Origin of the sequence: Algoriphagus halophilus, assembly GCF_041729275.1 — a bacterium.
GTDB classification, from domain to species: Bacteria; Bacteroidota; Bacteroidia; order Cytophagales; family Cyclobacteriaceae; genus Algoriphagus; species Algoriphagus halophilus_A.
In genome coordinates this window covers 1208144-1230682 of the sequence record NZ_CP146486.1, presented here as the reverse complement: position 1 = coordinate 1230682, position 22539 = coordinate 1208144, and the positions used below count along the sequence as shown (strand labels likewise).

Here is a 22539-nt window from a genome sequence, read left to right as displayed (position 1 = left end):
TCAGCTGGAGAATTTCCGCAGGCTGCCACCATGAGTGCGAATCCTGCAATCAATAGTTTTGAAGACATATTTTTAAAATAATTCATGGGTTGTTGTATAGTTTAATGAGTGGCGAATGAATCAGCCATTAAAAGATAAAACCTTCAATCCACTCTTAGTGTTTTGGTATTCCTGATTTAAAGATAAAGTTTTTTATGGCTAGCTTAAAATACGGATAAATAGGGAGGTGGATGTGTCTTCTATATGACAAATTGAGTAGATATTGGACTTTTTTAGGAGTCCAATGAATAATGTCCTGAAATCCACCATCGGTAATTTCATAGAAAACTAAATTTTATATCTTGGGCACTGCCAAAAATTAAGGATAGAATTTATGAAGAAATGGTTGTTGGTCATGGCTGTTTTAGGCGTTTGCCTGAGCAGTTGTACCGAACAAGATTCAGACCCATTTGCTACTGTCAAACCTGACGAAAGTAGATTTACAAAAGTCACCCTAGTTGAGAAATTGAATGAACCCATGGAAATTGAGGTTCTCGATAATCTAGATGTTTTGATAATAGAACGGGCTGGGAAAATCAGACTTTATCGACATGAGACCGGAGAATTAGTGGAGGCAGGGTTTTTACCTGTTTATCCCGAGCGGGAAGATGGGCTGATGGGGTTGGCCAAAGATCCTGATTTTGAAAATAACCATTGGATTTACCTATACTATGCTCCACCAAATACCTCAATCAATCGACTTTCCAGATTTGATTTTAAAGATAATCTGGTAGATCTGGCTTCCGAAAAGGTATTGTTGGATATCCCGATTTACAGAGATTGTTGCCATTCAGGTGGTTCCCTGGAATTTGATCGCCATGGTAATTTGTTTTTATCTCTTGGGGACGATTCCACACCATTTGAGTCCAGTAATTATAATCCGATCGATGAGCGTGAGTTTAGAGATGAAAATGTGGACGCACAAAGATCCTCAGGCAATACCAATGATTTGCGTGGGGCTATTTTGAGAATCCATCCAGAACCCGATGGGACTTATTCTATTCCTGAAGGAAATTTATTTCCGGTAGGGATGGAAGGGACTCGGCCGGAAATTTATGTGATGGGAAACCGAAACCCTTTTCGAATTGCCATCGATCCGCATAATGACAATCTCTTTTGGGGAGAAGTGGGGCCAGATGCTGCGGTAAGTGATTCTCTCCGAGGTCCCAAAGGTCACGATGAATATAATTTGGCAACTAAACCAGGGTTTTATGGTTGGCCTTATTTTGTGGGGGACAATAAAGCCTATTGGAAATTTGATTTCGCCACAGGTGAATCCTTATTCCAATTTGATCCCAATGCCCCAATCAATACTTCTCCAAGAAATACTGGAATTCAACAGTTGCCACCGGCACAAAAACTTTGATCTGGTATCCTTATGATGAGTCTGAGGAATTTCCGATGCTAGGAACAGGAGGGAGGAATGCGATGGCTGGACCGGTTTATTACCGAGAGGATTACCGGGATTCTGAAGTTCGGTTTCCAGGTTATTTCAATGGAAAGTCCATTTTCTATGATTGGATGAGAAATTGGATTTTCATGGTCAGTCTTACCGAAGAGAATGAATTGGATACCTTAGAGCAGTTTATGCCATCTACCAATTTTGACAAGCCCATGGACATGCAATATGGCCCAGATGGAGCTTTGTATATTTTGGAATATGGAACCTTCTGGCGTTCCCAAAATGATAATTCTGGATTGTATCGAATAGAATTTTCTGCAGGAAACCGGAAGCCTTCGGTTCTGCTAAGTGCGGATCAAAGAATTGGAGCAGCGCCCTTGCAGGTTCAGTTTTCTTCGGAAGGGACTCAGGATTTTGATGAGGGTGATGAGCTAAGGTATCAATGGGAGTTTGGAGGTGCAGGAAGTTCGAAAGAGAGAAATCCAAGTTTTACCTTTGAAAAGGCAGGCTTTTACCCAGTTACCTTAACCGTAACTGATGACTCAGGAGCCACAGCTGAAAAAACTATGGAGATCTTAGTGGGGAATGAAGCACCAGTGGTGGATATCCAATGGAATGGGAACCAAAGCTTTTATTTTACGGGTGACCAAGTCTCCTATGAGGTAATGGTTTCAGATCGAGAAGATGCAGAAATCAATGATTCTGAAATTGAATTCAGCATTGATTTTATGGAAGGAGGCTATGATCTCATTCAAACAGGTCACCAAGAAGAAGTGCTTAGTTTAGGGGAGACATTGATCAATCAATCTGGCTGTAAAGGCTGTCATGGCATTGCCGATAAGTCAGTTGGTCCAAGTTACACCGAAGTGTCCAAGAAGTATTTAAAAGATCCAGGTGCAAAAGCCTATTTGGTGGATAAAGTAACCAAGGGAGGAGCAGGAGTTTGGGGAGATACCGAAATGCCTGGTCACGTCCACCTGGATAAAGGTGAGATTGAAGAGATGGTGGATTTTATATTGGCCATCGCTGACCCATCCCTCAAAGAAAGAACACTTCCTTTGGCAGGAAACTATCAGTTGGATCAGTCCAGTTCAGGTGAATCCTATTATTTGATTCAGGCATCTTATGAAGACCAAGGAGCCAATGGTATTGAACCTTTAAAGTCTACCAAACAACTGGTATTAAGAAGCCCAACCCTATCACCTACCCGTGCGGATGAATTCGTACATGTAGCCAAATCCAATGAGAATAACTCTCATTTTGTAAAGTTTACTGAAAAAGGAGCTTACATTAAATTTGATCAATTGGACCTGAGTGGTATTTCCTCCTTGGAAATGGAGGTAGAGCCAGGAAGTATTTCAGGTAAATTGGAAGTACGAGCAGGAAGTGTAGATGGAGCGCTTATTGGTGAATCCAAGTTGCTGGACAATTCTCAAAAACCAAAAGACAAGCAGTTCCTAACCGTAGAAATTCCAATTTCAAAAATGACGGAACAGACCGATATTTACCTGGTTTTACGTACTGATTCTGGAATATCGATTTGGTCCACTTTAAATATGTATTCCATTCAATTTAAGAGATAAAAACTAACTGTCCCGTTGAAGGCTAATTCTAAACAAGCTTTCAATGGGACAATTTTGTGCATTCTAAAATAATCAATCAATCTTCAGGAACTCCAAGAAATACTTGGTGAGGTACTTGTATTCCTCCTGTTCTATTTTACCTGCATCGATGGCCTTTTTTACCACAGCAGTAATTTCATTAAATGGGTAGGTGTCTTTCAAGTGATCGTGGTCAGTTAACCATTTTTGAAGCAGGTTTAACTCATATTTGTTAATGTCTCCATCTGCCATGATTCCATAACAAACCCCTTGTAAAAAGTGTAGATCAGCTTTGATTTGATCCTTTTCTTCAAACAAGGGAGAATATTTCGCAATTATTTGTTGCAGTTCGATTATTTCTTCTGAGCCCAGGACCCCACTTCTGATTTTTTCTTTTACCTCTTCATGAAAATCCTTGAAAGGATCTATAGAGCATAAACCGTCATGGGTTTGGCACCAGGATTTGAGTGCATCGAATTCGCTTTTTGTAATATGCCCATCCATGGCAATACCATTGATGAGTCCATTCAAATTGTGAAAAGCTATTTGGGTTTGGGTGATGATATTTTCTTCCATATCCTCTTTTTTGTATATAAGTTACAAATACTTGAACTACAATAAAATACCCAGTACAGGGTAATTTTTGAGAGTGGTGTTGTCTACTAAGGTATTTTTAAAAAGAAAAGATAAGTACTGCCTCTTGCGTAAAAACTTAGGAGGGAGGAAAAGCGTATCAATTACTTGTTCACCATAAACTCCTTCCCATGAAAACGTCATTCTTACTAATTGCCCTTTTGATAGGTAGTGTTATTTCAACCAATGCCCAAGAATCCAGTTGGGAATTACCAAAAATCAATATTCCTTTGGTCTCAGAGGGCAAAGAAATAGCAAATCTAGGAGTTGAAAAAGTCTGGAATATGCAGATCTAAAAGTAGGGTCAAGATATTACCGAATATTGCTGAATAATAGCAGTAAAAAATGTAAAATCATCGATTTGGAGTCCGATAAGGTGTTGGCAGAAGGCAAAAGTCTGAATAGCTTCCAATTGGCAAACTTGACTTTTACAGATGGGGAGGTTTTAAATTTTGAAAAGAAGAAGAAAAAGGAAGGCTATGATATCATCGGTCCTTCTGGACTTTTGTTCAGTGTAGAAAATAGAGGGGTAGCTTCCGTTGAGGTGACTAATGAAAAAGAATTGATCGCTCAGTCTATTTTTGTTTTCAAAAGATTGAGGGATCTGTATCGACAGACCCCCGATGTATATAACTACTATACCGATTATTATTCCTCCTTATATAACCGATAGTTATCTGAAATTTAAGGTGAAGACCGTCTTTTCATTGAGGATGGAAGTCACTTGTAAACTTCCTCTATGAAGGTTCATGATTTGCCTTGAAATTGCCAAACCGATCCCTGATCCTGTTTTTTTAGTGGTATAGAAAGGAACAAATATTCGTTCGAGGGCCTCCGGTATGATTCCTGGACCATGATCTTCCACGCGGATCAGAATTCCCATATCGCCTTGTGATAATGCGGACAGCCAAATGGTTCGTTCTACTTGATTTTGTAAAGACTCACTGGCATTCTTTACGAGGTTAATCAAAATCATCGCAATTAGATCTGGATCACAATTGATTTCAAGATCCTCCGGCATGATGTCTGTCACAATTTTTACCTCAGATACTTTCAAGTCCTCTTTCATTAGAATCAGGACATTTTCAAACAATGATTTAACAGAAATCAGCTCCTTTTTAGGAGTAGGGATGTTGGTATAATCCCGATAGGCATTGACAAAAGCTACCAGACCCTTGCTTCGGTTGGCGATGGTTTCCAATCCTTCCTGTATGTCTTGATAGCCGTCTTTCTTGATCAAGAACCCTTCTTTTTGTACATAGGAGTCTTCTTCTAAAATAGTGCTCAACGAATCTACCAAACTTGAAATAGGGGTGATGGAATTCATGATTTCATGTCTCAGCACTTTGGTAAGATTTTGCCAAGCTTCCAATTCGTTGGATTGAAGTTCCGCATTAATGTTTTGTAGCGAGAGCAACGTCCAACTTTGACCTCCCATTTTTAAGGAAGTGGACTGAATGATCAAGTGCAGGTTTGGATTGACCCGATACGAGATTCGCTGACCAGGTTTCATTTCCATAACCTGTTCCAATAAAGAAGTAGAGAGCTTTCCTAAATCAGAAATATCTCGAAACTGAGGGATTTGTAATAAGTGCTTGGCGGCATTATTGATCACCCCGATTTTTCCTTCAGAATTGAAAGAGATGATCCCTGAGTTGATATGCTGGATAATCACTTGGAGAAACAGCATTTGTTCCTCCTTTTCAGCCCTGGTTTGTTTGAAGACGTTCATGACTTCATTGAATGCCATGTTCACTTCTCTAAAGGAACCTCCCATTTGGCTATCAGAGGTAAAGGAGCTGGAGAAATCAGTAAAACGAATGGAGTCTAGAAATCGGGCAAGCTTATGATTGACCGAGTTGACATAGTAAATCAATTCGCCTATTTGGATCAAAGCAATCAACCCTAGAATCCCTGGAGCAAGCCATAAATCTTGCCTATAATAAAGCCACAAACCTAAGTATAGGCATAAAATAATCAGGAAAATCCTAAACCCTACACCTATCGAAAACCGCTTATAAACCATATTTTTCCAGTCTGCGATAAAGTGAGGAGCGGGTCAATCCTAATTCCTCAGCGGCCCTAGTGATATGTCCGTTATGTTTCTGAAGGGCTTTACGAATTAAAATCCGTTCTACGTCTTCAATATTTAAGTGCTCTAAACTCACCGATTCATCCTTGCTCTCCGGTTGCTGCATTTTTTGAAGGAAGAGATCTTCTGGCTGAAGCACATTATGATTACTCATAATTACTGCCCTTTCAATGCTATGTTGAAGTTCACGGATGTTTCCAGGCCAATGGTACTTCATCATCCGTTTGATCAAAGGTTCTGAAGCTTTTCTGACATCCTTATTGTATTTCTTGGCATAGAAAGCGATAAAGTGATTGGCCAGCAACATGATATCGTCATCTCGCTCCCGTAAAGGAGGAAGCTGGATTTCAATCGTATTGATCCGGTATAATAAATCTTGTCGGAAACTATTATCATATACCATGTTGTGGATCGGCATATTGGTCGCTGAAATCAACCGGATGTTGACATCAATGGCACGGTTTGCTCCCACACGGGTAACCTGCCGATTTTGTAATGCTGCTAATAATTTAGCTTGAAGTGGAAGAGGTAAGTTTCCGATTTCATCCAGAAAGAGGGTGCCTTTATGTGCTTGTTCAAACCTTCCAGCCCTATCTTCTTTGGCATCCGTAAAGGACCCTTTTTTATGACCGAACAATTCAGATTCAAAAAGTGATTGAGTGATGGATCCAAGATCCACTCCTACAAAAGCCTCTTTATTTCTTCTACTATGTCTATGGATCGCTCTGGCGATCAATTCTTTTCCTGTCCCGTTTTCGCCTAAGATCAAAACATTGGCATCGGTTGAAGCTACCCTCTCTATGGTTTCATAGACTTTTTGCATGACCGCACTTTGACCGATGATTTCGCTGAACTTGCGGTCCATATCCGCTTGAAGCGTTTGCTTCTGGTCTTTCAGTAAATCTACCTCCAGTTTTTTCTGTCTTAGTTTCAATGCAGAATTCAATGTGGCCAATAAGCGTTCATTTTCCCAAGGCTTCAAGACGAAATCAGTGGCTCCTTCCTTGATCGCTCTTACAGCAAGGTTGACATCTCCATAGGCAGTAATCAAGACCACCACAGCGGAAGGGTCCAGCTCCAAGATTCGGTCAAGCCAATAAAAACCTTCCTGCCCTGAACTCACATCTTTGGTAAAGTTCATATCCAGCATGATTACATCATATTGCTCATTGTGAGTCAAAATAGGAAGTAGGTCAGGGTTGGTTTCAGTATCTACTTGCGCAAAATGTCTTTTTAGAAAAATCTTGGCAGCTTTTAGTAGGTCTTCATTGTCATCAATAATGAGAATTTTACCAATTTTTTGCTCACTCATCTATCTGTTGGGTTTAAAAGAATCAGGTGTAGGCTTTCGCCATATTCAAATAACTGCACTGTAGTGTTCCAAAAGCATACCGAATTCTACATTTCAATTAATTTAAAATCAAATCCAGCCCTATTATGGAAATTAGGCCATTTTAAATCTTTTTGGGCCAGTGATCTGCTCTTGATAAAAATAAGAAAGTTGAATGAGTTTTGTTCGCCTGCGAACAAAAATGTTCGGGAGATCCAAATGCGAAAAAGGTGAAACCTCCATTTTAAGCCTGAGAACGATGTTTTTTTGATGGCATACCATTTGGCATAAAGGGTATAGCCGAAAATGGCAGATACACACAATGGATAGAAAAATACAAAAGAAGACCTGGACGCCCAGGAGGATTGCATGGATTGTCGGAGGAGCAGCATTGCTCATCGGAATTATTTATCAAATAGGCTTTGCGGATCACCGTTCCACCATGAATGTAGAGCGAGATCGGTTAAGTATTGCTACGGTAAGTAAAGGAGAGTTTACAGATTATATTTTGGTCTCTGGCCAAATTGAACCTGCACAGACTTTTTCCTGGATGCGGTAGAAGGCGGGATGGTTGCTGAAATTGTCCGGGAGTCCGGAGCCTTGGTGGATGTGGGTGATACGATTTTGATCATGGCCAATTCCAATCTACAATTAGATGTCATGCAGCGTGAAACGATGTTGTACGAACAAATAAATAACCTGCGTCAAACACGTCTCTTTTTAGATCAAAATGATTTGAGTCAACAAGGTCAATTGGCTGAAATTGATTATCAGATCAGTTTGCTGGAGCCTCAATATAAAAGATTCAAGGAGCTTCATGAGAAAAACCTGGTTTCAGACCGTGAATTCGAAGAAGTAGCCGAGCAATACGAATATAACCTGAAGCGTAAGGAGTTGACTTATGCATCCTATAAAAGTGATTCCATTGCCAGAGCCTATCAGCTCGCGCAGCTTAGGCAGTCAGAAAGCAGAATGAATGCTTCACTGAATGGAGTAGGTCAGATTTTAGATAACCTGGTCATCAAGGCTCCTATAGCTGGACAGTTGGCCATGGAGCAGATTGAAGTAGGACAAGCCATTAACTCTGGAGAGCGATACGGGCAAATCGATGTGTTGGATGAGTTCAAAGTGAGAGTTCCGATCGATGAATTATACCTACCAAGAATTGGACAAGGGTTGAGAGGTAAATTCACCTTAAGTGGTGTAGACCATGAATTGGAGATTATGAAAATCTATCCAACCATTACCAATGGTCGATTCGAGGTGGATATGAAGTTTACAGGAGAAAGTCCACAAGGGATCAGACGTGGTCAAAGTGTTCGGATCAGGTTGGAGTTAGGTGATAGCGAGCAAAGCTTATTGCTACCAACAGGAGGCTTCTTTAAAGATACCGGAGGAAATTGGGTGTTTGTCTTGAACTCAGCTGGAAATGCAGAGAAAAGAAATATCCGTTTGGGAAGAAAGAATCCTGAATATTATGAGGTACTGGAAGGTTTGGTAGAGGGAGAAAGAGTCATTGTTTCTGGCTATGAGAATTTTGGGGATAATGAGGTGCTGGAGTTGAAATAGAAATTGGAATGGAGAAGAATGAATTGGGGTGTCAGGTATAAAAAGGAAACCCATGCAACCAAAATCGGATTCTTGTCATCTAATAATTAGGATAGAAATAATAAAGTCAAAAAATAAAATAAATACTAAAACCACTGATTGAGCCGGATCGGAATAACGACTTCGGACATCGGGCAATAACAACACCATATGGAAAACGTCATCAAAACCGTCAATCTTAGGAAAATGTATGCTACAGAGGAGGTAGAAACTACCGCTTTGGATAGTATTCAAATCGAAATTAAAAAAGGGGAATTTGTCGCAATCATGGGACCATCCGGTTGTGGTAAGTCCACTCTTTTAAATATTCTTGGTTTATTGGATAACCCTGATGCCGGTGAATATTATTTCTTGGATCAGGAAGTGGCCAAGTTTTCTGAAAGGCAACGCTCTTCCTTGAGAAAAGGAAATATCGGATTCGTGTTTCAGAGCTTTAACCTGATCGATGAACTGACAGTTTTTGAAAACGTAGAGCTACCTCTATTGTATTTGAAAATTCCTGCTGATGAGCGCAAAACCAGGGTGGAAGAAGTATTGACAAGGATGAACATCATGCACCGTCGAAATCACTTCCCACAGCAACTTTCCGGTGGTCAGCAACAACGTGTGGCGATTGCCAGAGCTATTGTCGCAAAGCCTTCTGTAATTCTTGCCGATGAGCCTACAGGTAACTTGGACTCTACCAATGGTGAAGAAGTAATGCGCCTCTTGGAAGAGCTAAACAACGAAGGAACTACCATCGTGATGGTAACTCACTCTCCACATGATGCCAACTATGCCCACAGAACGATCAACTTGTTCGACGGTAAGGTGGTGACTGAAAATATTCGTGAGCAGTTTCATGTTTAGTTAGTTGGAAGTGGGAAGTGGGAAGTCGGGATGTTCGAGATTTAGAGATTGCAGAAGATGTGATGAATGAGATTTAGTGTGCTTTGCCTTGAATATTGCCGAAGGATCAACAGGTAATTGTCAAGCTGAATTCAGAAAATTTGTTGGATATTCTTTACGCTCCCTTGCTGAAGTAGTAACCTGTCTTCATAAAGCAAAACTGCGTGGATATATAGATGAAGAAACCTTTCAAAGTAGCTATAAACAAGCTTTTGACTTGATGAATAGCATTGCTGCATTTAGAAATACCTTAAATCCACCTTCTAAATAACCTCCAATTTCTAAACCTTCTAGCCTCCAACTTCCCACTTCCAAACCTCCAACTACCCACTTCCAAACCTCTTAACCCCAACTACTCCATGCTACGTCATCAAATCCTATTGGCCTTCCGAAGCTTCATGAAGTCCAAGCATATTTTTGCCATCAATCTTTTTGGGTTGACTGTAGGTCTTACCACGGTCATTCTCATATTGCTTTGGGTGAAGGATGAATTGAGTGTCAATCGTTATCATACCCAAATAGATCAGATTTACACCGTGATGACGAATCATGATAATTCTACTGGAATTGTCACTATTCCTTATACTCCTGCGGAAATGGCAGAGGCAATGAAAGCTGAATTGTCTCAGGTGGATAAAGCAACTGCATTTTCTCCTTTTATCGAAGGAGTGGCCTTTGAGCAGGGAAATACAAAGATGGAAGGGGATGGCTATTTCGTGGATCAAGAATATTTCCAGATTTTCGATGTAGATTTTTTGGCAGGAAATCCAGAAAAAGCCCTAACAGATATTAATTCTGTGGTCATTTCAGAAACCTTTGCAAATAAACTTTTTGGTAGTCCACAGCTCGCTTTAGGGAAGTCATTGAAATGGCAGGTATTTGATTTTAAGAATGAGGTAGAAGTGACCGGAGTTTATAAGGACTTTGGGAAACTTGATCTGGTTAAGCCTGAATATTTATTGGCTTTTCCATATTTCAAACAAATGCTTGGCGAAGGTGTGCATTGGGATAATTTCAATGCAACTGCCACTGTGTTATTGAAAGCAGGAACAGATGTAGCTTCCTTCAATGAGCAGGTTGCCGATTTCATAAAAAACAAGGAGGCTGAATCCAATGTTTCTGTTTTTGTACAACCTTTTGGAGATACCTACTTGTACGGTACCTATGAGGATGGAAAAGTTGCTGGAGGAAGAATCAGCTATGTAAAGATCTTTTCCGTCATCGCTATATTCATCCTAATCATTGCCTGCATCAATTTCATGAATTTAACCACGGCCAGATCCATGAGCAGGTTAAAGGAAATAGGTGTGAAGAAATCTATGGGGGCCAGTCGTGGAGGATTATTTACCCAGTTTATTACAGAATCATTAGTTCTGACCTTTTTTGCCGTTGTTTTAGCGATCTTGGTTTCCTTTCTATTACAACCATTTTTTAATCAAGTTACCTCTAAGTCACTTGGCCTTACATTTCAGCCAGATATTGTATTCATTATAGTTGGTGTTTGGTTGATTACAGGATTATTAGCAGGAATTTACCCGGCTATATACCTCTCCAAGTTTAAACCGGTAGAGGTGATGAAATCCAATCTCAAAGGAAGTTTTGGAGAACTTTTGGCAAGAAAGGGATTGGTCGTATTTCAGTTTTCCATCTCGCTTTTGCTCATTATTGGTATAACCGTATTGAGTAAGCAGATGAACTTTATCCAAAATCAAAATTTAGGATACAATCAAGCACAATTACTGGAACTGAATGCTTCTGGAATTGCTCCAAATCAATTGGCTACCTACCTCGAAGAAACCAAGAAAGTTCCTGGGGTAAGCAATGCCTCAAGTCTATCCCATCCATTGGTTGGGCTTGCCAGTTCTACGATCGGATTGACTTGGGAGGGAAAAGATCCTGAGGAACAAGTGAAGTTTGAAAATATTACTGTGAATATGGGCTTGATCGAAACCATGGGTTTTGAAATGGCTGAAGGACGTGCTTTTTCTCCCGAATTCGGAGAAGAGGATAACAAGATCATTCTAAATGAAGCAGCCGTCCGAACGATCGGTTTTCAGAACCCGGTAGGTCAAATCGTGAATCTTTGGGGAGAAGACAAAGAAGTAATCGGGGTAGTCAAAGACTTTCATTTTGAGTCCTTAAAAGAAACAGTCAAACCTGCATTTCTGAAATACGACCCCGCATTTGCTCAAAAAGTGATGGTAAGAATTGAGTCTGATGACCAGCAAGCCAGTATTGCAGGAATATCAGAGATTTATGAGAGATTCACGGGACAACCTTTGAACTATTCATTCATGGATGAGGATTATCAGTCCTTGTATGCTTCTGAACAAAGAGCTTCGAAACTCGCGAAATATTTTGGTACTACGGCCATTTTCCTCTCTTGTTTGGGACTATTTGGATTGGCTGCCTTTACTGCCGAAAAGCGCAAAAAGAAATCGGTGTACGGAAAGTTATGGGAGCTTCCTTGATGAGCGTATTGACTTTGGTTTCCAAAGACTTTGTTGCTCTAATTATGGTTTCGATCATCATCGCTGTTCCCATTGCTTGGTATTTTGCCAATAATTGGCTGCAAAGCTATGCCTACCAAACAGATTTGAGTTGGTGGATTTTCGCAGGATCAGGGGTGTTATTGATTGTGATTTCCCTGATTACGGTAGGCTACCAGGCTTTCAAAGCAGCTTCTGCCAATCCGGTCAATTCCCTTCGAAGTGAGTAAGGGGATTTAAGATTTATGATATGGGTAAGCGATTTCAGAATCTGTGTTGGACAAATGAAATGATACTTCAAGAATCTGAATCCTTTGAAATAGAGAAAATCAATCCAAAATGAATATTAAGTGAAACCTGTTTCACGTACAACTCATCTAACAGATGTAGGAGCCTGCGTTCCAGAATTTTGACCAACCCAATCCAGCACTATTATGTTTGAGAACTACTTCAAAATCGCCATTAGGAACTTAAAAAAGCATAAGTTCTACACCTTTATCAACATCTTGGGTTTATCCGTTGGGGTGGCAGTCTGTATGATCATCTCACTTTTTGTCATCAATGAACTCTCTTACGACAAGCATTTCAAAGATGCGAATCAGATTTACAGAATTCATTCAGAAATTATTTTTGGGGGGAACCATTGGAATATGACCCAGGCTCCGGCCCCAATGGCAGAAGCACTTCCAGCTGAGTTCCCAGAGGTGGAATACGCGGTTAAATTTAGACAGCGAGGTTCCTATCTGGTCAAAAAGTAGATCAGAACATCAAAGAAAATAATGTGATTTGGGCGGGCAAAGATTTTTTTAATGTCTTCGGAACGCCACTCTTAGAGGGAAATCCAGAAGGGGTTCTTGCTGAGCCCAACACTATGGCTATTAGCAAAAGCATTGCTGAGAAGTATTTTCCTGGAGAAAGTGCTTTAGGGAAATCCTTGATTTTAGACAATGACAATGATTTTCGAATCACGGGTGTCTATGAGAATATCCCTCAAAATAGCCACTTTCATTTTGACTTCTTACTTTCTATGGAAGGTTTGGAGGAAGCGCAAACCACCTCTTGGTTAAGCAATAATTTCCAAACCTATTTGAAGCTCAGGGAAGGGGCAGATCCACAGGACCTGAATCTAAAGATGAAATCACTGATCAAAAAGAATATCGAACCTGAATTGGGTAAAATATTTGGGGAAGGTACGACAATGGATGCTATGCTTGCCGATGGGGGAAAAATGGAATACGTCCTGCAACCCTTATTGGATATCCACTTGAAAAGTGATTTGATGGGTGAGTTTGAGCCGAATTTCAACATTACTTATGTCTATCTTTTTGTGGCAATTGCACTATTTATCTTGGTCATTGCCTATATCAATTTTATGAACTTATCCACAGCAAGATCTTCCAACCGAGCTAAGGAGGTAGGTATTCGAAAGGTGATGGGATCTTACAGGTCTCATTTGATCCGACAGTTCTTGATGGAGTCTATTTTGCTAAGTGTCATCTCATTTTTGATTGCTATTCCATTGGTAGCCTTTTTGTTACCAGTTTTCAATGATTTGGCAGGGAGAACCTTGGGCATTCCTTTTTCACAATTGACGTTTTATATGATCTTAATTTTAGGAGCCATCGGCACAGGTATTCTTGCTGGAACCTATCCTTCATTTTTCTTATCCGGATTTAAACCAGTGAGTATTCTAAAAGGAAAGGTGGCTTCTGGAATGAAAAGTGGGATGATACGAAGCTCGTTGGTGGTATTCCAGTTTTCGATTTCCATTATTCTGATCATTGCAACCATCGCAGTATTCAACCAGCTGAACTATATCCAAAACAAAAAGATTGGTTTCAGTAAAGATCAAGTCATTACCATCGATGATGTTTATGCTTTGGGAGATCAGGCAGAAGCGTTTAAGCGGGAGATTTTATCAAACAGCATGATGGAATCCGGTACAATCACAGGTTACTTACCAGTTTCTGGTACCTGGCGGTCTGATACACCTTGGTGGGCGGAAGGAAAAGATCCCAAGCAAACAGAAAATCTTGTCAGCCTTCAAAACTGGCGGGTGGACTACGATTACGTGAATACCATGGGGATGGAAATTGTAGAAGGCAGGGATTTTTCCATGGATTTCCCCTCTGATTCAAGTGCAGTGATCCTAAATGAATCGGCGGTAAAGCAATTCGACTTTACGGGTGATCCAATCGGACAAAAAATCTACACTTTGGCCGGAGACAATGAAACGATGAATATGGAAGAATTGGAAAGCAAAACGGTGGTAGGCATCGTGAAGAATTTCCACTTCGAATCTCTGAAAGAGAACATTGGATCTTTGATGATATTCTTGAGCAAAAGACCTCAAGGGATTGCCTCTTTCCGTTTCAATGCCAATGATACGGATCAGGTAATTGAATTTGTGGAAGCGAAGTGGAATGAATTTGCACCAGGGCAACCTTTCACTTATTCCTTTTTAGATGATCGTTTTGGGAAAATGTATGCAGCAGAAACACGACTTGGAAAGGTCTTTGGCATATTTGCAGGATTTGCCATTGTGATAGCCTGCTTGGGCCTGTTTGCCTTGACGGCATTTACTGCAGAGCAGCGAACCAAAGAGATTGGTATCCGAAAAGTATTGGGTTCAAGCATTGGAAGCATCATCGTTTTACTGTCGAAAGAGTTTGCCAAACTGGTTTTGATCGCATTCTTGATTGCTTCACCCGTGGCCTGGTATGCGATGAAAAAATGGCTGGAAGATTATCAGTTTAAACAAGATTTGGGATGGCAGGTATTCCTGGGTGCAGGACTCTTTGCAGTGGTGATTGCCTTGTTGACCACCAGTTATCAATCCATTAAAGCGGCTACGGCCAATCCTGTGAACTCATTAAAGAGCGAGTAATTTGAAGGGTACCGTCATTGCCTGCTCTCCGGGAGGCGGGCGAGACGAGGTACGAGTTGTGGCAATCTAAAGTCAGAAAGCTAAAATAAGAAGTCTGAAAAGTAACCCATCTCGACCCTTGCCGGAGTTGGTGTCTTCACCAACTTAAGATTGAAACGGCTCGTGAAGACACGAGCCGGGGCAGAAAATAGAAATCCACCTTTGAGGTTTTTAAAACCTCGAAGGTTTTTATATGTCTTAATTTTTCGTCCCGGTTTATGTCATCAAGAATTATCCTTATAATCGGCTAGTGAAGACACATACTTCGAAAATCTCAAAAATCTCAGCCCTATTGAATTGCTTTAATACTCAAATCCAGGGTTCCTTTTACAAAGGGACCTTGTTCTAATCTTCCCTTGGAATCTATGGCAGGTAAATAAATATTTTTGGATACCACTTCTCTCATCTTGAGGACTTGATCCAATGTGAAGCTATTCTTTACCCCGATATAGTCCATATAATTAGTGGAGTAGAATGGAATGTCGTTGCAATAAATGTCTTGATTGGAGGCCAAGATATCGCCTTTTTTCAGGTATGATTCCGTGTCAGGTATTCCATCCCCATCTTTACAAGGTTCGTATTCGTTGTTATGAAATATGTGGGGAGACCAAATAAATGACCCAATTCATGGGTTAAAGTGGTAGAGTTTCGATAAGAGGACATCCCCACAACAACTGCATAATTAAAGTTTAGAGGAGGGATTTGATCGGCTGGATATTCTCTGGGAAAATTGGCAAAACCTCCGGCCCCAGTCAGTTCCAAGATGAAAACATTGATGTACTTTTCTGGATCCCAAAGATGCTCAAAAATGAATTTATCGGTTTGTTCGGTATTATATCGAAATACAGTTTCATCGGTTTCAATCCTGTGAGTGCCGGGTTCGTTCAGTAAGTTGCCAAGAGTATCTTTAAGTGCCAAGGTGAATTGAATTCCGGAATCGAATGAATTATGGCTTTGTCTGAAAAGACTTTGTTCATTTCTAAATTGTTCGTTTGTCTTTTCTAAAATACCAGGAATTTCTCCTGAGGTAACTCTTCTTCCTTGTGGACCTTCCACTAAATGAAAAATAATTGGTAGGCTATAGACAGGTGACAAATCAGGCTTTTCTCTGGAAAAAATAAATTGAACCTCAGATTTCTTGTCTCCCGAAACAACATAATAGGGGATATTGCCTGTCCGGCTGACAAGGATATCATTCGGGTTGGGATATTCTACACCGTCAAACCAAACAGAATAATTGGGATAATAGCCTGGCTCGAATTCTCTTTCCTTGTAATTATAGATCCTTGGCTTCAAATCAATTCTGGAAATGCCAGAAATGGCATAAGGCGAAAATGTAGAATCTCCCGGCGAGATTTCTATTCTTGAAATATAGGTTCGGGTATTTACATCCATGACTTTTATCCGAAGAGAATTGCTTTTAACACCGCCTACTTTCATATAAACCGAATATTCAGTCTCTTCACTGGTGTCTATAACCAGATCCTTGCTGACTTTATCATTGATATAAATCACCTGATTGGGGAGTTCTTCCAAAGTCACTTCTTCATCTATGCCATTTAAAAATTGAGGGAAAATCTTCAAAGTTTGTTTTTTGAAGGTTGTGGAGAATATCGAGTCATAGGCAGTGATTTTTATACCGGCAACTTGATTGTTAAAAGCCTCCAATTTTTCATCTTCTAGATTGGAGCAGCCTGCCAAAATAAAAGCTAGAACAAAGAGTAAAACCAGCCCGGGCAAAAGGTTAACGTGTTTCATAGAAATCTAAAAAGTATGATAAATAGATGATAATAAAAACAATACGCAGAACCCTTTCAAGGCGCAACAGGGGAGAGGAATTAGGATGTAGGATATAAGATTTAGTTCTTGTTCGCACTAACTAGGTATCTTCACAAATAGAAGGAACTACTAGCTTGTGAAGACACAAGCCGAGGCAGAAATCAACCTTTTATGTTTTTAGAATCTCGAAGGTTGATTTGGTTTGACTTTCCTCTTTTTTTCACTTTCTCAAAATAAATCAGAGAGCCATCTGGCAAGATCACCAATTTGCAGCCCCGTTTTTGAATGGTAATCGATTGATATTCTGAATTTCACTAAACCAACAACTGTGGAAATTCCCGATGGGGTAACACACTTTTGAAGGACGCTATCAAATTTAGAAGGAAACACAAAAACTACTCAGAAATGGGACTTGTGATAAATTGACAACTTCTTCGGGGAATTCAAAAGTCCACATACCTTTAGAAAGATTTGGGTTAATATATCTTGAATTTAGGCATCGTTTATTCCTTTAAGTTTAAAAGTACATCAGATATATGGATAGTGATGCCATTTTGAAGACCTTGAAAAAAGTGCAACTACAGTCATTTGTTTATTTCTTCCTGGTATTTGTAGTCGTATTGCTCATTGGTCAGGTAGACATACCAATTCCAGAACTTTAATGGATTTCTTTTAAAAGTCCGATGCAGTTTAAGGTCTGAATATTCCGGGTGCGCATTTTTGAAGCTTTCAAAATGTCTTTCCATTACTTCAACATCTCTCCCTTTTGAAGGCATTGTCCAAAATTCAAACTCCGCTTTTTCGGTTTGAAATAAATACGATTTAAAAATCCCTTCTGTAAATGCATTTATATAAGCTGAAAAGATATTGCTGAGAATAATAATGGATGAGACAAGGGTCAAGAGTTTGATGTTTTTTTTGCTCATTTATCCAGGTGTTTGATGGTTTTTATTTTTGACATTCTCTTTGTTTTCACTTTCTCAAAATGAATCACAGAGCCATCTGGCAGGATTACCATTTTGCCTCCGCGCTTTTTAAGGGTAATCGGTTGAAATGCATAATTTGAGCGAACCAACACCTGTTGAAAATTTCCTCGTTTAGCAAGGATGGAATGAGTTCCATTTGAATTTACAATGATATTAGAGTTTCTATGATCAATAATCTGAGAGTGAGTACCGTCAGGATTTACCAAGATGTTGTTTGTGCCTAAGTCCACTACAACAGCATGAGTTCCATCAGGATTGACAATTACTTTATGGATCCCATGATCATGAACCACCGAATGTGTTCCATCAGGATAAATCATGACGGACTGTGCAAAAAGTCCCACAGGTATCAATAAGAAAAAAGTATCACTAAAACCTTCATAATACCATTTACAGAAATCCTGAAAAAAGGTTTAAATAAATAGTAGAAGTTTTTATCCACCCAATTCTAATTCTTAGCGGAAGTGAGGAATTCAAAAACACTTTGTATCAACGTACAAACTAACTTCTCTGGGTGGTATAAATTCATTCAACTAAAAAGTTTGAATTACTCTTGTAGTTTGGTATATTCCGAAGCTTTACCAATTTAAACAATAGGAATTATGGCAGTTATAATTTTAGGAACCTTGTATTTGATTATTGGTCTTGTGGTAAGAAAGTATCCAACTATTCTAGCAGGATACGGAAGGTTGTCGAACAGAGAAAGGGAAACTGCCGAGAAAAACAATTTGCCCTTCTTTGCCTCTCTTCTTTTTTGTTTAATGGGCGGTATCGTGCTTTTAGGATATCCAGTATCTATTTGGCTTGAAAATCCGCAGTTAAGTATTGGGATTTTTGTGATAGTGACATTCGTGGGACTGATAGTGACTGTTGTCGGCTCAAACCTATTGATTAACAATCGCTTTAGGTAAGAATAGGTGGCTACACCTCATACTGAGCTATTACTCGATTATTTTAATTCCAGCATTTATTTTCAATAAATCCGAAACAAGTTTCTCATTACTTTCTGGCGCGATATAGATTTCATCATATCTATTGAACTTAATAATCAGACCTTTTGCCGCTAGGGCAGGTTTTACTCCGCTCCACTTGGTTTTTCCTTTTTGTATTTCCTGGATAGTCGAAATCCCAATTCTACCCCGAAGGAATCCAGAGCGATAAATCAAATCCTCATTTTCAATTTTATAGGAAGTGTCAAAATAGATCCAAAGGATTAAAATCATTGGACTCAATAATGGTAAAAGAATAAAGGGCTTCTCTGAAAAAGTATTCTGATCAAGTAGGAAAATAGCTATCGGCAAAATCACCGAACCGATCAGTAAAAAATTGATAAATCCTGTCTTTTTGGCTTTATAAACCTTCATATTCTTCAGTTTCTAGCAAATTACAGGAAATGGTTCTCTTTAATCTTAGAAGGGGAGAATTAAACAAAAATCTTTATTATAAATAAATAATTTAATAATATGTCTCAAAAATTTTTTCAAGATGATAGGGTTTGAAGGAGAATTAGAATTTAGTGTGATTTTGGTTGGTTTATTGATTCTTTTGGCTTTTGCTGCGTTGTTATGGTATCAATTAATTGAGAAACCATTAGAGGAAAAAAGGAATAAAGTTCAATATGAAGATTTACTTAAAGACCAAGATTTGATTTTTCTGGAAAGAATCTAATCTCCAAAATTGATTTTTTAAGTCGTCAGGTTGCACCATGTAAAAAATGTCATCAAGATGAATTTACAATTTGGGACATACTTCCTAATGTGATAACCATTAGATGTAATCACTGTAAAAAGAAATATAACCTTAAGGATTCTGATATCGAAGAGGGCTTTATTCAGAAACTTATTCATTCACATAATAGATTTTTTGAATTGATTCAGATTCAAAACCCTTTACTCGACCAATTCAAAGAAACACCTTTTGAATTTTTTAAGCTCAGAAAAAATCAGCCGTTTTTTCAAGCTTTAAATTTTGTGGCAAGTGGAATGGAAATCAAGGCCATTGAAGAATATGAAAAATCAAATAAAGGGAATAGAAGGATTTCCAGAGAAATTCAGGATAGGGTTTGGCGAAGAGATGAAGGGAAATGTGTGGTTTGTGGCTCAAATGAGAAGTTAGAATTCGACCACATCATTCCTTTTTCAAAAGGTGGGGCAAATACCTACAGAAATGTCCAGTTACTTTGCGAAAAGTGTAATAGGGAAAAATCGAATCGAATTGGGTAGGATTAATTTTTCAAATTAAATCATTGTTTAATGATAAACTAAGATGAATTTGCCTGTCTGCCTATCGGCAGACAGGAGTGTAGTTGCAAACTACACCCAGTGCTATTACTTTTCGACTACACCTAGAGGGGCTTCTCGGTGTCGAGTGCTTGTCTTTACATGATCCTCATTCATTAAAAAGAACGCCACTTTTTCATAAGTTCCACCAGAAATTTCCAAGAGGTCAATAGTTTCTTTGTCAAGCAGCTTAATTACTTCCAGTGATTCCTCTTCAGTAAATCCACCCTTTTGGAAATCGGATGAATTCAACTTTACTGCAATTGGAAATAAAGGGCCGACCACCTTTCGTATTTCACGAATGACGGAAAGCAGTATTCTGTTACGGTTGAAAATACTTCCTCCCCAATCATCCGTTCTTTGATTGGTTAAAGGGGAAAGAAATTGACTGATCAAATAGCCATTTGCTGCTTGGATCTGGATCCCCGTAAAACCTGCATCTTTGGCGATTTTGGCAGCTTTGATATATCCTTTAATTGCATTTTCTATATCCCTTTCTGACATAGCTCTTGGTTTCCCGAAAAGTCCAAGCTTTTTGAGCTGTACTTCTGAAGGCGCCAATGGTTTAAAGGTGCTAAATTTATTGGATTGCCTTCCGGCATGAGAGATTTGTACCCAAATATGATTCCCATTCTTTTTCCTGCAGCAGCCCATTTTTTGAGCTTTGGCAACATCTTTTCATCATCAAAACATACATTTCCAGCGGATTCTAAATGAATCCTATCAATCATCACATTTCCGGTAATTAATAAACCCGCTCCAGTATCAGACCACTTTTCATAGAGCCTTTCGTGCTCGATAGTGGGTTCGAATTTATTGTTACTGATTCGCTCTGTCATGGCAGATTTTACCAATCTATTTTTCAGAGTAATCCCACAGGGAAGTTCAAATTTTGTATTGATTATATTTTTAGACATCGATAGGATGATTTGTAGGATGGCCTTTGTTTCAACGTGAAGATATGTCCCCCTGAGGCTAGGTCCGCCTTCCGTAAGGTAGGTAATGACTTGTACTACCTTATTCTCTTCGGTTCCAGTAAATTTTTAGGTTATGGGTGGATCGGCCAGAGGCGATTAGATCGAGTTTTCCATCGCCATTGAGATCAGCTGCAGTTAAACTTTCGGTTGCCATTCCGTTTTGATCGATCCAGTGGGATTTGAATTCTGTATAGTTTTCGTTAATAGGTTCGTATAGTTTGATGCCTATATCTCCCGCTTCATTTGGCGTACGCCAGCCAGCGACTACTTGGACGGTGCCATTTCCCAGAAAATCGCCTGTGACAATCCCATGTCCTTCCTTCAGGCTTTTGTCCAAGACGATCCGCTGCGGCTGATTAGTTTCCTGGGTTGCTGTGTATGCAGTCACCTGATTGCCATGCATGGGCTCTACGCCAGCCAGCAGTAATCCTCGGCTAGAAATATCTGCAAGAGATAATTCACCATAAGATTCATGTCCGGGAGGTGACTCAGTTGTAGGTCCTGCAAACCAGCCATTATCTCGATAAGAAAAGCTTTTCACACCTTCTTTTCCCCCTATAAAAATGGTCTCTCCTTCACCCACGCCCAGGTCTTTGGAGGTCATATTATGCGTGAGATGCATGGACTCATCGATGAGATTGGTTTTCCAGGGATTTTTGGGTCTGAAGGTTTCTCATAGCCAATCACTTTCACTCCAGCTCCCTCGCCTGCTTTATTTCCTCGACCGTGGAGTGGGAGTACGACGAGTTGATAGGTATCACTCCCTGTTTTTACCCAATACATACGATGTACCGTTGGCTCATGTGGAAGTTGCACTGGGGTCCAAAGTTGTGTAGGATCTGCGGGTCGGATTAAGAAATGAACTGAGCCGGATTGAGCTTCATCGCTGGTTTCTCCTGGGTTCCACTGTGCACCTACAGCTATCTCTACCTTTCCATCTCCATCAATATCCCGAGCCGCAATACAGACATTATCCCGCACGGTCAGGTTTTCTACCATTAAAAAGCGCTTCCAATCTCCGTTTCGGTACCAAACGAATTGTTTTTTATCTGCCAAAATCAAATCTGGTTTTCCATCTCCATCCACATCACCCACGACTACTCCATAACCTATAGAGACATTGGAGTCAATGAGTTGGGCTTCGAAGTTTGGCCGATCCTGAGAAAATAAAAGTGCAAGCCATGGTAAAATTAACAGGGTCATCATTCAAAAATTTTGGTGTATTCTAAAGTTAGAAAAATTGAGGGGATTCTTGTTCTCCTGGAAAGGTCATGGAGATCTCCAGTATCGACAAAAGCAATCAGATTTTTCGTTATCGTCCGATTGCGACCAAAAAAGAATTATTAGCGGACAAAAGAGATCCAGATAAATGGCTTTTGCTCAGTAATAAGGGCATTTTATTCCACTGGCACTTTCTATGCAACTTTTCCTAGCCTAAGTGCATCTACTTTAGTAGAAAGCTAAACCAACTTTATAATATTCCTCATCAAACCTCCTCCACTTTACGACG

The 22539-nt window shown here is 39.7% G+C and carries 24 protein-coding genes and 1 pseudogene; 15 read left to right on the top strand and 10 right to left on the bottom strand.

Features of this window, described 5'->3' with window-relative positions:
• Positions 1–373 precede the first annotated feature (373 nt).
• Positions 374–1405 carry a sorbosone dehydrogenase family protein gene (locus V8V91_RS06565; protein WP_373399386.1) on the top strand — a complete coding sequence of 344 codons (1032 nt, stop codon included), beginning with the start codon at positions 374–376 and terminating at the stop codon, positions 1403–1405.
• Positions 1402–3024 (top strand): PKD domain-containing protein, encoded by a 1623-nt coding sequence (locus V8V91_RS06560; RefSeq protein WP_373399385.1) that lies wholly within the window; start codon positions 1402–1404, stop codon positions 3022–3024. Before V8V91_RS06565 ends, V8V91_RS06560 begins: the two co-directional genes overlap by 4 nt.
• Positions 3025–3096: 72 nt before the next feature.
• On the opposite strand, the gene V8V91_RS06555 is transcribed toward V8V91_RS06560, so the two are convergent.
• Positions 3097–3618 (bottom strand): hypothetical protein, encoded by a 522-nt coding sequence (locus V8V91_RS06555; protein ID WP_373399384.1) that lies wholly within the window; start codon positions 3616–3618, stop codon positions 3097–3099.
• 188 nt (positions 3619–3806) lie between these two features.
• Here V8V91_RS06555 and V8V91_RS06550 point away from each other — a divergent pair, with 188 nt between their 5' ends.
• Positions 3807–3971 carry a hypothetical protein gene (locus V8V91_RS06550; protein ID WP_373399383.1) on the top strand — a complete coding sequence of 55 codons (165 nt, stop codon included), beginning with the start codon at positions 3807–3809 and terminating at the stop codon, positions 3969–3971.
• Between the two features lie 65 nt (positions 3972–4036).
• Entirely contained in the window at positions 4037–4348 is a 312-nt protein-coding gene (locus V8V91_RS06545) for a hypothetical protein (RefSeq protein ID WP_373399382.1), read from the top strand.
• Here the strand turns inward: V8V91_RS06545 and V8V91_RS06540 are convergent, their stop codons facing one another.
• Complete coding sequence (locus V8V91_RS06540; protein WP_373399381.1) at positions 4349–5701, bottom strand: PAS domain-containing sensor histidine kinase; 1353 nt, start codon at positions 5699–5701, stop codon at positions 4349–4351.
• On the bottom strand, positions 5691–7079 hold the full coding sequence (locus V8V91_RS06535; RefSeq protein WP_074224839.1) for a sigma-54 dependent transcriptional regulator: 1389 nt from the start codon (positions 7077–7079) through the stop codon (positions 5691–5693). Before V8V91_RS06535 ends, V8V91_RS06540 begins: the two co-directional genes overlap by 11 nt.
• Positions 7080–7419: 340 nt before the next feature.
• Here V8V91_RS06535 and V8V91_RS06530 point away from each other — a divergent pair, with 340 nt between their 5' ends.
• The 8 genes from V8V91_RS06530 to V8V91_RS06495 all read left to right on the top strand — a co-directional run bounded on the left by V8V91_RS06530 (position 7420) and on the right by V8V91_RS06495 (position 14969).
• Positions 7420–7656 carry a hypothetical protein gene (locus tag V8V91_RS06530; protein WP_373399380.1) on the top strand — a complete coding sequence of 79 codons (237 nt, stop codon included), beginning with the start codon at positions 7420–7422 and terminating at the stop codon, positions 7654–7656.
• 8 nt (positions 7657–7664) lie between these two features.
• Positions 7665–8666 carry an efflux RND transporter periplasmic adaptor subunit gene (locus V8V91_RS06525; RefSeq protein ID WP_373399379.1) on the top strand — a complete coding sequence of 334 codons (1002 nt, stop codon included), beginning with the start codon at positions 7665–7667 and terminating at the stop codon, positions 8664–8666.
• A 189-nt stretch (positions 8667–8855) separates the two neighbouring features.
• On the top strand, positions 8856–9554 hold the full coding sequence (locus V8V91_RS06520; protein WP_074224837.1) for an ABC transporter ATP-binding protein: 699 nt from the start codon (positions 8856–8858) through the stop codon (positions 9552–9554).
• Positions 9555–9642: 88 nt separating this feature from the next.
• A complete protein-coding gene (locus V8V91_RS06515) occupies positions 9643–9864 on the top strand; it encodes a four helix bundle protein (protein ID WP_373399378.1) in 222 nt (73 codons plus the stop codon).
• A gap of 88 nt (positions 9865–9952) precedes the next feature.
• Complete coding sequence (locus V8V91_RS06510) at positions 9953–12064, top strand: ABC transporter permease (RefSeq protein WP_373399377.1); 2112 nt, start codon at positions 9953–9955, stop codon at positions 12062–12064.
• Positions 12049–12312 (top strand): ABC transporter permease, encoded by a 264-nt coding sequence (locus V8V91_RS06505; protein WP_373399376.1) that lies wholly within the window; start codon positions 12049–12051, stop codon positions 12310–12312. Before V8V91_RS06510 ends, V8V91_RS06505 begins: the two co-directional genes overlap by 16 nt.
• A 204-nt stretch (positions 12313–12516) precedes the next feature.
• Positions 12517–12840 carry an ABC transporter permease gene (locus tag V8V91_RS06500; RefSeq protein ID WP_373399375.1) on the top strand — a complete coding sequence of 108 codons (324 nt, stop codon included), beginning with the start codon at positions 12517–12519 and terminating at the stop codon, positions 12838–12840.
• 23 nt (positions 12841–12863) lie between these two features.
• Entirely contained in the window at positions 12864–14969 is a 2106-nt protein-coding gene (locus tag V8V91_RS06495; RefSeq protein WP_373399374.1) for an FtsX-like permease family protein, read from the top strand.
• A gap of 328 nt (positions 14970–15297) precedes the next feature.
• On the opposite strand, the pseudogene V8V91_RS06490 reads toward V8V91_RS06495, so the two are convergent.
• The 3 genes and pseudogenes from V8V91_RS06490 to V8V91_RS06480 all read right to left on the bottom strand — a co-directional run bounded on the left by V8V91_RS06490 (position 15298) and on the right by V8V91_RS06480 (position 18117).
• Positions 15298–16403 (bottom strand): annotated as a pseudogene (locus tag V8V91_RS06490) (M43 family zinc metalloprotease).
• A 968-nt stretch (positions 16404–17371) separates the two neighbouring features.
• On the bottom strand, positions 17372–17713 hold the full coding sequence (locus V8V91_RS06485; protein WP_373399373.1) for a hypothetical protein: 342 nt from the start codon (positions 17711–17713) through the stop codon (positions 17372–17374).
• A complete protein-coding gene (locus tag V8V91_RS06480) occupies positions 17710–18117 on the bottom strand; it encodes a hypothetical protein (protein WP_373399372.1) in 408 nt (135 codons plus the stop codon). Before V8V91_RS06480 ends, V8V91_RS06485 begins: the two co-directional genes overlap by 4 nt.
• A gap of 258 nt (positions 18118–18375) precedes the next feature.
• Here V8V91_RS06480 and V8V91_RS06475 point away from each other — a divergent pair, with 258 nt between their 5' ends.
• Positions 18376–18684, top strand: coding sequence for a DUF3784 domain-containing protein (locus V8V91_RS06475; protein WP_373399371.1), 309 nt, complete (start codon positions 18376–18378; stop codon positions 18682–18684).
• Positions 18685–18714: 30 nt separating this feature from the next.
• Here the strand turns inward: V8V91_RS06475 and V8V91_RS06470 are convergent, their stop codons facing one another.
• Positions 18715–19137 carry a PH domain-containing protein gene (locus tag V8V91_RS06470; RefSeq protein ID WP_373399370.1) on the bottom strand — a complete coding sequence of 141 codons (423 nt, stop codon included), beginning with the start codon at positions 19135–19137 and terminating at the stop codon, positions 18715–18717.
• A gap of 121 nt (positions 19138–19258) precedes the next feature.
• On the opposite strand from V8V91_RS06470, the gene V8V91_RS06465 reads away from it, so the two are divergent.
• Both V8V91_RS06465 and V8V91_RS06460 read left to right on the top strand, forming a co-directional pair.
• On the top strand, positions 19259–19441 hold the full coding sequence (locus V8V91_RS06465; protein WP_373399369.1) for a hypothetical protein: 183 nt from the start codon (positions 19259–19261) through the stop codon (positions 19439–19441).
• A gap of 302 nt (positions 19442–19743) precedes the next feature.
• Complete coding sequence (locus V8V91_RS06460; protein WP_373399368.1) at positions 19744–19995, top strand: HNH endonuclease; 252 nt, start codon at positions 19744–19746, stop codon at positions 19993–19995.
• 105 nt (positions 19996–20100) lie between these two features.
• Here V8V91_RS06460 and V8V91_RS06455 read toward each other — a convergent pair whose 3' ends face one another.
• The 3 genes from V8V91_RS06455 to V8V91_RS06445 form a co-directional block, all read right to left on the bottom strand.
• On the bottom strand, positions 20101–20706 hold the full coding sequence (locus tag V8V91_RS06455) for a hypothetical protein (protein ID WP_373399367.1): 606 nt from the start codon (positions 20704–20706) through the stop codon (positions 20101–20103).
• A gap of 363 nt (positions 20707–21069) precedes the next feature.
• Complete coding sequence (locus V8V91_RS06450; protein WP_373399366.1) at positions 21070–21651, bottom strand: FG-GAP repeat domain-containing protein; 582 nt, start codon at positions 21649–21651, stop codon at positions 21070–21072.
• The gene (locus V8V91_RS06445) at positions 21630–22235 is read right to left on the bottom strand and encodes an FG-GAP and VCBS repeat-containing protein (RefSeq protein WP_373399365.1); all 606 of its coding nucleotides are present in this window, start codon (positions 22233–22235) and stop codon (positions 21630–21632) included. The genes V8V91_RS06450 and V8V91_RS06445 overlap by 22 nt, the downstream gene beginning before the upstream one ends.
• Positions 22236–22539 lie beyond the last annotated feature (304 nt).